This is a genomic window from Acinetobacter sp. YH12070 (assembly GCF_013419625.1).
GTDB classification, from domain to species: Bacteria; Pseudomonadota; Gammaproteobacteria; order Pseudomonadales; family Moraxellaceae; genus Acinetobacter; species Acinetobacter amyesii.
In genome coordinates, this window is sequence record NZ_VOZT01000075.1 from 1 (window position 1) to 12,154 (window position 12,154).

Below are 12,154 nucleotides of genomic sequence, written 5' to 3' on the forward strand. Positions count from 1 at the left end.
AGTTGTATGAGGGATAAGGGCAAATTGTAGGTTTTATCTCAGGTTCAAATTTAAGATTTTAGCAGCACTCCAAACTCTACAATTTGCGTATAGTGGTAGCTAATCACTATATCAATCAAGATACAAGTAGCACTGCTACGCAAGGGAGAGGTTATAAACCTTATCGATTAGGCACCAGCACATAGCGACCATTTTCAAAGATCCAGTACATGCCACTTGGGGGTGCAGGTAAACCTAAACGCTGCCAATCACTAATAAAGGTATAGGTCGAACTCGAAATACTAGCGCTGGCAGGATCGCCATTGACCCAACTATAGCTCTGCGAATTTTGAGTAATCGTGGTCGGCGCATTGTATTGAATACTAATGCCACTTTGTGGATACTGCGGATAAGGTCGATTTGGATATTGCGGATAAACCGGCGGACGACTTGGATACTGAGGATAATGTTGAGGATAATTCGGCGCATGCTGCGGATAGCCAGGCCGATTCATCGACGGTGGACGGTGTTGTGGTTTTGATGTATCTACACCTTGGTAATTTGCCCACTTGTTTTCCGCAAAAGTACTGGCTGAAGCACTGATCAGCATCACACCTGCAATCGCATAGAATAATGTGGTTTTCACTTAAGCTCTCCTCGACGGTTTATACGCTCAGTATAAATTCCATTGTAGGAGAAAAAATGGATAAAAATCCATCAAGTGCAAGAATTTGTTAATTTTCCGACCAAGCTGATCGCACCTTCAGGCTAGCCTGTTTTTCATTGGATTATGCTAAGATTGATTTTATTTCGTAGTGGATCAAATGCTGTGTCTGAATTAAGTTTTGACCGACTTCATCAATTTTTTTCTAAAGTTCCAAGTATTCAAGAACAACTGATTGACTCGTACGGAACCGATGGTAAAACTGCTTGGTGGTTTAAATTTCAAATTAATGTAGATCACCCTTTAGCATGGCAAACTGTTCAAGAATTGGGCCATGTATTGAACTATATTTCTAAAAATGAACGCTTACCGACTCAATTTTTACCGGTTTCTCCGCCACCATATATGAATGGCGAAGCAAGACAATTCTTGTCTTGGGTGATTCAATGTAACCACGCCGATTTTCCACCAGATATCATCTGTGACTGGTTAGAAGCTCGTTTGCCACAACCAGTAGATGATGCCGATAAATGGAAAATCAAAACCGATATTAAAGAATTGGATCAAATGTCAGATAAAGATTTAGATCAAATCGTTCCGCCGAATCCTGTACCGAAGAATTAAAACTGATTAAATTCCTCCTAACCTCCCTTTAAAAAAGGGAGGAAAGTCCCTCTTTTTAAAAGAGGGATTTGGGAGATTAAGACAATTCTAAAAAGTAGATATTCCGCTCCATTCCATAAAGCGATACAACACATATTTCAAGGTCGATTCATCCGCATATTTACTATAATCGACACTCATTTGTTTACCATCCAGATTTGACCAAGCCGTATTAAAGTACTGCGATGCATCTTTAAAAACTTGCGCATTTTTCAGACCAATCACGCGTAAATCCGTTTCTAAATTATAGTTTTTCAAGTTACGCGCGGTGAAATTTGCCGAACCTAAAATCATATCGGCTTGATAAGCAGTTCGTTTTAAAATCATCTTGCTATGGCACTGCTCACCTTGGGTATTACACCAACGTACATCAATACCCGCCTCATGTAATTCGGATGCTACAGGTCGATTTGGAATGCCATTTTTGGTTCGTCCAAAAGCATCCTTATTCGGATCGAGTAATACACGAATTTTCACGCCACGTTCATGTGCAGCAATGAGTGCTTTGATAATTTTACGTTCTGACAAGTAGAACATCGCGATATCAATTTCAGTTCCAGCTTTCTTCGCACTATCAATTAAGTCGAGTGTGGCATCATAAATGGCTTTTTCAGTCAGCACTTGAACCTGTGGCTGAGTTTTCGCGGCTTCAACATCTTTAATCACTACAAATGGAATATTAGCTTTAGACATCATGCCTACGGCTTGCTCGGTCTTTAGCAGATCAATCGCGGTCATGCCTTTGACGGTTAAGGCCACATTGGAATGTCGTGAGCTACCATCATGCGGATTCATAGAGGTGACCAAACCTTTCCAACCGTCAACGGTATCGACCACCAAGGTTTTACGATGATTGGCTTTAAAGTTAAACAGATCCATATAACTACGAATCGTCACTTTCTCGGTTCCCAATGGGTTCGGTAACCAACCTTTTTGTGGGTTATTGCCAATATCTTGACAGCAGATATACCAAAAGCCTGACCATGCAGGATTGGAAGCACGAAGCGGTACCAAATTGGTTTCCATCAACTCAATGCCCCCTTGTCGTAATTGACGATAATGTTCAGGTTGAATGCCGCCATATACCGAATTGACCGGGTCAGTAATCACAAAAATTTCCACTTGAGGAGATAGACGACGCTTCAAAATCAGTGCATCGGTCAGTTCCTGTGTTAATGGTTCATGTTTTAATTGAGAGTCGCCAACTTGAGGATTAAAGAGAAACATATCCAACACAATGGTCGACTGTGCTTCCTCAATCATTTTCAGCATTTCTTTAAAAATGCGATGTTCCTGTTGCTGCTTTCCTTGCGCATCGATATAGGTTTCATCCACTAAAAAGTTCACTTCAGCATGGCGAAGTTTTCCCGTGTAGTTCAACCCTTCTGGGAGTGGCTTTAGCGTGTGATAGGTTGCCGAGGCCAAATAACCTAAAACTAATAAACCAATGACCACACCCACATAGCGACGACGTGACCAATTGAGCTTGTGATGTATTCGTTGAATGATGCGCATAAGAAAAAACCTAGTCTAATGCGCTCAGACTAGGTTCTATTCATTGATTTTTCAAGAGGATTTCTGTGACTTTACCTAGACTTACTTAGAGAAGTCTGTGCAAATTCAATTAGAAACCAAATTCAAGACCAACCGTAAAATTACGACCGACTTGTGGAATATTGGCAAGGAATGACGTATGAGAGTAAACATCTTCATCCAATAAATTATTGGCTTTGAAATAGACTCGATAATCATTTTGATCTTTCAATTGACCACTATAGGCCACACCCAAATTCACCATGTTGTAGCCATCTGTTTCACGCTCAAATGCAGTAATTTTGTCTTGTTTGAATACATGTGAATATTCTGCAAGACCTGACCAACCATCGGCAAAGTCAACATCGACCTTGGTTCCTAAGCGCCCGGCAGGCACACGTGGCGCATTTTCACCATCAATTTTGCCGCGAACATAATCACCAAAGACACTGAGTTTATACATGTCATTTACTGCATAACCCACTTGAGCTTCCGCGCCATAGAACTTGGCTTTGTCTTGGGTGTAATCAACTAAGCGGAAGTTTTCAAAATTATCTTTGGTTGCTGCATAAATGTAGTTGTCATACCAGTTGTGGTACACATGAACGTGATAATCCAACTGATCTTTTTCATAATGGAAACCTAATTCGAGATTATTAGATTTTTCAACATCTAGATTTTCATTCCCACGTTCATAGGTATTGGTCGCAAAATGCTTACCATCTGCATACAGCTCTTGCGCCAATGGCAAACGCTCTTGATGAGAACCCACCAAGGATAATTTATAATTGGGTGCAAACGCCCAATTCACAGCACCTGAATAAGAAATGCCATAATCATCATAATCTTTTTGTGCAGAATCGATCTGAATTTTCTGCTGATCGACACGGGCGCCCAGCTCGACATGAAAATCACCAAATTGTTTATGCTCTAAACCAAACACACTCCATTTTTGGGTTTTATTTGGGTTCATCAATGACTCTTCACCACTGATATTGAGCTTTTGCTGATTGTATTGTGCGCCAATCACACCTTCCCAATCCGCAATCGGGTTATGCACCAACTCTAAACGGCCATCATAACCTTTACTTTTAAAGGTCGTTGCCGCTGTATCACCTTCAATTTCATCATGTTGATAATCGGTATAACTTGCATGTGCACGGAGTTTTTGGAAGCCCGCAAACGGATTCGCAAGTTCGGTACGGAAATCATAGCGTTCTGACTTTAAGTCGACCCATGGGCCTGCGGCATCATGATCGTGATCATGTTCATCATGCGCTGAATGATCATGTTCATCGGTATGCCCATGGTTGTCATGACCATCACAATGTAAATGGTCATCATGTGGATGGCAGCTTTCATATTCATGACTATGACCCGGCAAGCCATATTGGTCTTGACGGTTGCTATAAGACAGTCCAGCAAAACCACGATCATGAATCCATGACGCACCTACACTGACATTTTGCCCTTCTGCAAAAGTATTACCGACTCGGCGTTCTTTTTCTAATTCGCCATCATGATCATGAAAATAATTGGGTGCAATATAGTCATTGGCTTTACGTTTCGAGCCTTCTACACGGATGGCAAATTGCTCACCTAAAGCAGCCGTCACACCGGCACTCGCCAATTTTTCATCACTGCCTGAGTTATAACGAACCCCAACTTGCCCTTCATAACCTTTATCAGGAATAGAGGTAGGAATCTTTTGATCCGTCACGTTGACCAAACCGCCGACTGTTCCTGCAGCATATAACAGTGTTGATGGTCCACGGATCACTTCAATTTGTTTGGCCAAAATCGGATCTACCGTCACTGCATGGTCAGGGGATAAAGTTGAAACATCTACTGTTTCAGATGCATGCTCCAACACTTTGACACGTGGCCCATCTTGACCACGCAGCACAGGACGACTTGAACCTGCACCAAACTGATTTGAATATACACCGGGCTGTCCGGCTAACGCATCACCAATTGTGACGCCACCTTGTGCAAGGGCTTTATGTTGAATGACATTATCGGCAACAGCAAAATCTGCCGCACTTTGGTTTAAGGGATGGACCTGAACATTAATGGCTTCGAGCTTTTGTACCTGTTGTTCTGGGTCATCGGCATAAAGGTTGGGTGCAATCACTGCAAAAATCGAAACAGTTATTAAATTCTTATGAAAAGACATGTTGAAGAGACTCAAATCAGGATATTTTTGAATAATGTTATAATATAACATTTCATTCGTTTTGCAATAAAAAACATTCTAATCTGCCCAAATCATATACACTCACCGATACTACATTGTATTTATTCATATATTTATTTTAGTTCAATGCCTTTTACCATATCCCATGCTGTACTCGCACCGCCTATTTCCAAGTTAAGCGGAAACCGCCTGCCTATTGCAGCACTCGCAATTGGTAGCATGGTGCCGGATTTATTCCGTTTATTTACTAATGCTGACTACAATGGATCCCATCAATGGTCGGGGTTAATTTTTCCAAACTTAATCCTAGGTTTGCTGTTTTGTGTGCTGTGGTATGTGCTCTATCGCCCGATGTTATTTGCTTTTTTTGGTTTAAATAAGCCGCTGAATCTACAGAATTTCAATAAATTTTGCGGATTTATACTCAGCCTTATCCTCGCACTCATCGTTGGAACATCGACGCATATTGTTTGGGATGGCTTGACCCATGTTGACTTTCGTACCTTTGCTTTTAAGGATCTGTTAAGTCTGCCGATTCAATTTTTTGGTCATTCATATCCCCTACATCGCGTGTTGCAAATTGGATTATCTGGCTTGGCACTCCCCGTTTTGGCATGGATGATTTATCGTCATCATCTTCACTATCGAAGTACTGCAAACGTCCCCACATCCATCAAAGTCTATGTATATGGTTTAGCGGCCCTGTCTTTAGCTGCGGGCATCGCAAGTTATTTTTATTTTGCTGACAGTATTTATTCAGATGCATTTGTGCATGACTTGTATGCCTATGTCGGCAAAGCCATTAATTATTTTTTCCGTGCATTTTTAGCCACGTTTAGCTTCGGTAGTCTGATATTTCTGATCTTAAACAAGAGCACCAATATTTTTTCAACGTCATCGGCTTAAGCCCATCATTGACCGAAAATTTGCTGTAAATTTGGCAGTTTTAGCAATAAGTCCTTGTGACAAAACAGCCAAAAAGAGGCATAATCCCCTATTCGAATAAAAGCGGTGCGCTGTTTACGCATTCGCTGACCTTAACCCATATAGTTGGATTTCTAACGCTATGATGCGAACTCATTACTGCGGCTCACTTACTGAAGCCCAAATCGACCAAACCGTTACATTATGCGGTTGGGTTCACCGTCGCCGTGACCACGGTGGTGTAATCTTCCTTGACATGCGCGACCGTGATGGCCTTGTTCAAGTAGTGATTGACCCTGATACTCCTGAAGCTTTCGCGACTGCTGATAAATCACGTTCAGAATTCGTATTAAAAATTACAGGCCGTGTACGTCGTCGTTACGAAGGTACTGAAAACGCGAATATGACTAGCGGTCAAATCGAAGTTCTTGGTAAAGAAATCGAAGTTCTTGCTGGTTCAGAAACTCCGCCATTCCCATTGAATGACGACAATACAAATATTTCTGAAGAAGTACGTTTGAAATATCGTTTCTTGGATATCCGTCGTCCAGAAATGTTAGATCGTCTTCGTTTCCGTTCTAAATTAACCAACCTAATTCGTAACTACTTCGAAGAAAATGGTTTCTTGGACGTTGAAACACCAATTTTAACGCGTGCGACTCCTGAAGGTGCACGTGACTATTTAGTACCAAGCCGTGTTTCTAACGGTAGCTTCTATGCGCTTCCACAATCTCCACAACTATTCAAACAGTTGTTAATGGTTGGCGGTATCGATCGTTACTACCAAATTGCTAAATGTTTCCGTGATGAAGACTTACGTGCTGACCGTCAGCCTGAATTCACACAAATCGACGTTGAAACATCGTTCATGAGTGACGATGACATTATGGATTTGATGGAACGTTTAACGGTTAAGATGTTCAAAGAACTTCTAAACGTTGAATTCGACAAGTTCCCACGTATGACTTATGCAGATGCAATGCGTGACTATGCATCTGATAAACCTGACTTACGTATTCCTTTGAAACTTGTTGATGTTGCAGACATGATGCAAGACGTTGAGTTCAAAGTATTCGCAGGTCCTGCTAAAGACCCTAAAGGCCGTATTGTTGCGCTTCGCGTACCAGGTGCTGGCGCGCTTCCACGTAGCCAAATCGACGAATATACTAAATTTGTTGGCATTTATGGCGCGAAAGGTTTGGCTTACATCAAAGTCAACGAGCTTGAAAAAGGTATTGAAGGTCTTCAATCTCCAATCGTTAAATTTATCGAGCCTATCGTACTTGATCTATTGAAACGCGTTGGTGCTGAAAATGGCGACATCGTATTCTTTGGTGCGGACAAAGCGAAAATCGTAAATGATGCGATGGGTGCTTTACGTATTAAAGTCGGTCACGACATGAAACTTGCAACTTGCGAGTGGGCGCCACTTTGGGTTGTTGACTTCCCAATGTTCGAAGAAACTGATGACGGTAAATGGACCTCTGTGCATCACCCATTCACTTTACCAAAATCAAGCGTTGAAGATGTGAAGAGCAACCCAGGTGAAGCTTTATCTGTCGCGTACGACATGGTGTTGAACGGTACTGAAATTGGTGGCGGCTCACTGCGTATTTATACTTTAGAAATGCAAAAAGCGATTTTTGAAGCTTTAGGTATTGAAGAAGAGGAAGCCGAAGAGAAATTCAGTTTCTTGTTGAATGCGTTGAAATACGGTGCGCCTCCGCACGGTGGTTTGGCATTTGGTTTAGACCGTTTGGTGATGTTGATGACGGGTGCTTCGTCTATTCGTGATGTGATTGCCTTCCCGAAAACCAAGACAGCTGAATGTCCATTGACTCAAGCACCTGCACCAGTTGAGGCGACTCAATTGCGTGATTTAGGTATTCGTTTACGTGAAAAACCAAAAGCAGAATCTCAAGAATAAGTTTTGAGAATGTGAGAAGAACCCTGCAAATTTGCAGGGTTTTTATGAATTGAGATATGATCTAGCTAGTGGCATAATAGCGCTTCGTTTTGAATTTTAAGTTGAGCGTTACTATGGCTATGCGTCCTGCAGTTCGTAATCGTGGCATTATGCTAATTGTATTTGCTGTCGCTCAATGGTTATTCATGCGTTATATTCTGGCCAATAACCTATTTGCCTTAGACACCAATGACCGTATTTTGTACTTTAGCTTAAGTTCTATTGGCGGCGCATTTGTGATTTTTGTGGGGCTGATTTATATGGTTTTAAAAGGCAACGCAGAGAAAGTCGAATAATTCCCTTCTTTAACCACTGAGTGGTGACTTTCCTCAGTGGTTTTATCTCGTTTTATTTTGTTCTGAAAATGTTTAACTCCTTATCTGTGATTTAGACATAGGGGCAGCATCATCCTTGCTGTAATAAAACTCTTTGCAAAATTTTCTTCTTATAACCAGTGTAGTTTTCAAAGAGTTACAACATTATGTATTTTTTCCTCAAAGTCATTTCCCGATTTCCGTTGTTTTTTTTACAGCTTCTGGCATCCTGCATTGCAATTCTGCTGTATTCCTTCAATTCCTCACTCAAACGAATTACCAGCATCAATTTAAAGCTGGCTTATCCAAAACTAGATGAAACAGCCTACCAGACTCTCCTCAAGAAAAGCTTAAAAAGTCAATGTATGACCTATATAGAATCAATCAAATGTTGGGGTATGCCGCCTGAATACAGCTTAAATCAGATCAAAAATATTTACGGAGAGCAGCATCTTACAGAAGCCTTAGCCAATAAAAAAGGCGTTATAGTTGTGGTTGCACATTTGGGCTGTTGGGAATTTTTAAATGCATGGCTGAATTTACATGCCGCCCCGATGATCATGTACAAGCCCAATAAGCATAAAGCGGTCGATCGCTTTATGCTAGAAGCGCGCCAGCGATTGAATGCCACGCTTGTCCCCACCGATGAAAATGGCGTGCGTGCCATCTTTAAACATCTGAAGCAAGGAGGATTAACGGTCATTTTACCGGATCATCTTCCTAAAGCATCGGGAGGTATTTATTCAGAATTTTTTGGGCAAAAGACCTTATCTACTACGCTGGTGTCAAAACTGGCCAGTAAGACCCAATGCAATATAGTAGGCCTCAGTTGTATTCGTGATGAAACATCAGGTTTTAATGTGTATTGCTCACCACTATCCGATCAGATTTTATCGAAAGATTTACAAACTTCAGTGGATAGCTTGAATCAAAATTTAGAAGACATGATTAATATCGCATCCGAGCAATATGTCTGGTCTTATAAGCGGTTTAGAAATGTTGAAGGGAATAAAAATCTTTATACATCTCAGGCACTGGATAAATAGCGATGCTATATTGCCATACACAACCATAGAATCATGCTGATTTTTTAGTCGCTCAGTGGTTATTTATGTACTCTATACTTGCGAATGATATCTTTATACTCTAATACCCCATTAGTCTATTATTTCTTAAAGAGTATTTTAGGTGCACTGGTAATTTTATAGGATAGTTTATATAGTGTTGAATAGGAATCTGGATAAATAATAATGGCAAAATTAAAGATTTTAGTGATTGGCAAACGAAATGGCATTCTCCAATGGTATGAAAATATATTGGACTCAAATGATCAAAGCGCTGACTATGTAATTTCAGGCTTTGCTCTCAATCATAACAATACACTAGAACGTTTTTTAAAAAAAATTATTCCCAACAAAGACGTATACACAGCGAAATTACTAGAGAAAAAGTTATATTCATTTCAACCAGACTTAATTTTAATTGTCGATTTATTTTACTTCTCACCCTCTTTAATAAAGGTTTTATCAAAATATCCATGTAAAAAAACGCATTGGATTGGTGACTTCTTTGATCAAAGATTAGCTAAATCTAAAGAGATTATCGATTTATTTTGCTTTACAGATTCCAGCTTCATGGAGGATGCAAAAAAAATAGGTATTACAAATAGCCTGTATTTGCCATTAGCCTATAATCCCAATATCTTTTTTGAAGGCAAAGAGTCGAAAGCTGAACGCTTATTATTTATTGGTGCGTGGTCACCTAACAGACAGGAACTGATTGAACAAATTCCTCTTCCTCTTACAATTTATGGTAAAGGTTGGGATAAACTCAAAAAAGCAGATAGTATTATTCATCCATACAATATTCCTTTAACGCAAGTAGCAAATCTTTACCGAAAACATAAATATATTTTGAATCTGATTAACAAAAAAAATATTAGGCAAGGTATGAATATGCGATGCTTCGAAGCACCTGCATGTGGATGTATATTAGTCAGTGAATATGTTGAGGATTTAGAATTAGTATTTAAAATTGATGAGGAAATTATTTACTTTTCAAATCCCCAAGAATTGAAAAGTAAACTTAAAGAAACCATAATTAATGCTAGATTAGCAAAAGATAAAGTCCATTATCACCACACCTATAAAAATAGGTTAAAAACTCTGGTTGAATTGTTACTTGATTCAAAAATTTCACAATAGATCTAGATAGGTTACCCATTCCGTGTTTGTTAGCGTCATTATTCCTTGTTATAACCATGAAAAATATTTAGAAGAACGTATTAAAAGCATTCTTAATCAAACTTTATCCGACTTCGAAATTATTCTACTTGATGATCTCTCTCCAGATAACAGTGCTGAAATATTAAAAAGATATTCCAACCACCCAAAAGTTTCGCATTGTATTATCAATGAAAAAAACTCCGGCTCAACTTTTTTTCAATGGAATAAAGGGATTGAACTGGCAAAAGGAGATTTAATCTGGATTGCAGAATCAGATGATGTTGCTGATCCACACTTTTTAGAGAAGCTGGTTGCTCCATTTTATAAAAATAAAAAGTTAGTCTTAGCCTATAGTCAATCTTATCGCATGAATGAAAATGGCATAGTGACAGGTTCATGGAAAGATGCTACTGATCATCTTAACCCGACTCTATTTGAAAATGATTTCGAGATGTGTGGCTTAGAATATTTTGAAAAGTTTTTAAACACAGGCAATACTATTCCAAATGCGAGTGCCGTAGTTTTTAAAAAGCAAACCTATCTTGCTGTCGGTGGAGCAAACCCTAGTTTACGCTTTATTGGTGACTGGGAAATTTGGGCAAAAATTGCATCACAAGGAGAAATATTCTTTTCTCACGAATGTTTAAATTATTTTCGTTACCATGACACAAGTGTCATCGCTCAAGCAAAAAAGAAAAAAGATCATTTTGAAGTTAGACGTCAAATTATATTATTTCGACAAAGCCTGTCTCACTTTTTAGGTCATTATCGAAAAACACATCCTAATGCAAATAAAGCCTACAGCATCAATCAGAAAAGTTTATCAAAAGACCTTCGCAAGAATGCTTCTTTAGCAATACGACGTCGCTATTATGACAGAATTATTCCCACCAGCTTCATAGCATTAAAAACTCTACCATTCTATATAAAACCATTCTTTTTTTTACAATTAATCCTACAATGTATCTTATCCTTCCTTATAGTAGCACCTTATAAAGCAACATTAGAATACCTAAAATAGCTAAAACTTACCATGGTAATCCCCCCATCAATAATATTTATCTAAACTCTATATTAAATAATTAAAATTATATGTTATAATTAAACCTAAAGTCCTTGAAATGATAATCTAATTCTATGGATAATATCCTAACTTTAAAATACATATTTAACAAAGAAGGAAGTTTTGGAAAATTGTGGCAGTTATTTCGTCGCCACTTCATCCACAATGGTTTTGCTTCAACTCTAACGTTATGGAACACAAATAAAAAAGAAGCTATTTTTAAAAAATGGGCTGTCTCAAAAAACAAAAAAATAACTATATTAGCAACACCACATACCATTTTTATTGCCAATCTAATATCAAATTCATTAGAAAAGATTGGAATATCTTCTCAAATTGAAATCAACAATAATAAGAAAAAATTTTCAGAAAATTTATATTTTGTAATATGTCCACAATCATTCAAAACACTTCCGAAAAATCGTATTGTTTTCCAACTTGAACAGTCTATTTCTAATCGTTGGTTTTCTAAAAAACACATCAAAAAATTAGAAAATTTGGTGGTGTTTCAAAAAGTATGCTGAAACAAAGCAGGTTGAATTTTGATAAAATAGAGAAATGCGAATAACTCTAGAAATCAAATGTCCAACCTGCCTCAGTGACAGTATAAAGAAAAATGGCATCAA

General features: G+C 38.8%; 11 protein-coding genes. 8 read left to right on the top strand and 3 right to left on the bottom strand.

Features of this window, described 5'->3' with window-relative positions:
- Positions 1–160 precede the first annotated feature (160 nt).
- Positions 161–625, bottom strand: coding sequence for an RcnB family protein (locus tag FTU17_RS15585; protein WP_373684076.1), 465 nt, complete (start codon positions 623–625; stop codon positions 161–163).
- Positions 626–808: 183 nt separating this feature from the next.
- Between FTU17_RS15585 and FTU17_RS15590 the strand changes: the two genes are divergently transcribed.
- Complete coding sequence (locus FTU17_RS15590; RefSeq protein WP_180009379.1) at positions 809–1,267, top strand: hypothetical protein; 459 nt, start codon at positions 809–811, stop codon at positions 1,265–1,267.
- 87 nt (positions 1,268–1,354) lie between these two features.
- Here FTU17_RS15590 and FTU17_RS15595 read toward each other — a convergent pair whose 3' ends face one another.
- Both FTU17_RS15595 and znuD read right to left on the bottom strand, forming a co-directional pair.
- Positions 1,355–2,821: a phospholipase D family protein gene (locus tag FTU17_RS15595; protein WP_180009381.1), complete on the bottom strand. Its 1,467-nt coding sequence runs from the start codon at positions 2,819–2,821 to the stop codon at positions 1,355–1,357.
- Between the two features lie 109 nt (positions 2,822–2,930).
- Positions 2,931–5,015: a zinc piracy TonB-dependent receptor ZnuD gene (znuD, locus tag FTU17_RS15600; RefSeq protein ID WP_180009383.1), complete on the bottom strand. Its 2,085-nt coding sequence runs from the start codon at positions 5,013–5,015 to the stop codon at positions 2,931–2,933.
- Positions 5,016–5,162: 147 nt separating this feature from the next.
- Here znuD and FTU17_RS15605 point away from each other — a divergent pair, with 147 nt between their 5' ends.
- From FTU17_RS15605 to FTU17_RS15635, 7 genes are all read left to right on the top strand, one after another.
- Positions 5,163–5,942: a DUF4184 family protein gene (locus FTU17_RS15605; RefSeq protein WP_180009385.1), complete on the top strand. Its 780-nt coding sequence runs from the start codon at positions 5,163–5,165 to the stop codon at positions 5,940–5,942.
- Positions 5,943–6,102: 160 nt separating this feature from the next.
- Positions 6,103–7,887 carry an aspartate--tRNA ligase gene (gene aspS / locus FTU17_RS15610; protein ID WP_180009387.1) on the top strand — a complete coding sequence of 595 codons (1,785 nt, stop codon included), beginning with the start codon at positions 6,103–6,105 and terminating at the stop codon, positions 7,885–7,887.
- 113 nt (positions 7,888–8,000) lie between these two features.
- Positions 8,001–8,222 (top strand): hypothetical protein, encoded by a 222-nt coding sequence (locus FTU17_RS15615; protein ID WP_096901541.1) that lies wholly within the window; start codon positions 8,001–8,003, stop codon positions 8,220–8,222.
- A 185-nt stretch (positions 8,223–8,407) separates the two neighbouring features.
- Positions 8,408–9,286, top strand: a complete 879-nt coding sequence (locus FTU17_RS15620; RefSeq protein ID WP_180009389.1) for a lysophospholipid acyltransferase family protein — start codon at positions 8,408–8,410, stop codon at positions 9,284–9,286.
- 204 nt (positions 9,287–9,490) lie between these two features.
- Complete coding sequence (locus FTU17_RS15625) at positions 9,491–10,444, top strand: glycosyltransferase (protein WP_180009391.1); 954 nt, start codon at positions 9,491–9,493, stop codon at positions 10,442–10,444.
- Positions 10,445–10,466: 22 nt separating this feature from the next.
- Positions 10,467–11,486, top strand: a complete 1,020-nt coding sequence (locus tag FTU17_RS15630) for a glycosyltransferase (protein WP_180009393.1) — start codon at positions 10,467–10,469, stop codon at positions 11,484–11,486.
- 116 nt (positions 11,487–11,602) lie between these two features.
- Positions 11,603–12,052 carry a hypothetical protein gene (locus FTU17_RS15635; protein ID WP_180135976.1) on the top strand — a complete coding sequence of 150 codons (450 nt, stop codon included), beginning with the start codon at positions 11,603–11,605 and terminating at the stop codon, positions 12,050–12,052.
- Positions 12,053–12,154: the final 102 nt, after the last annotated feature.

Excerpts from the sequence above, each read along its gene's own strand:
- FTU17_RS15595 (WP_180009381.1), bottom strand. The coding sequence starts at position 2,821 with ATGCGCATCATTCAACGAATACATCACAAGCTCAATTGGTCACGTCGT.
- znuD (WP_180009383.1), bottom strand. The coding sequence starts at position 5,015 with ATGTCTTTTCATAAGAATTTAATAACTGTTTCGATTTTTGCAGTGATT.
- FTU17_RS15605 (WP_180009385.1), top strand. The coding sequence starts at position 5,163 with ATGCCTTTTACCATATCCCATGCTGTACTCGCACCGCCTATTTCCAAG.
- aspS (WP_180009387.1), top strand. The coding sequence starts at position 6,103 with ATGATGCGAACTCATTACTGCGGCTCACTTACTGAAGCCCAAATCGAC.
- FTU17_RS15615 (WP_096901541.1), top strand. The coding sequence starts at position 8,001 with ATGGCTATGCGTCCTGCAGTTCGTAATCGTGGCATTATGCTAATTGTA.
- FTU17_RS15620 (WP_180009389.1), top strand. The coding sequence starts at position 8,408 with ATGTATTTTTTCCTCAAAGTCATTTCCCGATTTCCGTTGTTTTTTTTA.
- FTU17_RS15625 (WP_180009391.1), top strand. The coding sequence starts at position 9,491 with ATGGCAAAATTAAAGATTTTAGTGATTGGCAAACGAAATGGCATTCTC.
- FTU17_RS15635 (WP_180135976.1), top strand. The coding sequence starts at position 11,603 with ATGGATAATATCCTAACTTTAAAATACATATTTAACAAAGAAGGAAGT.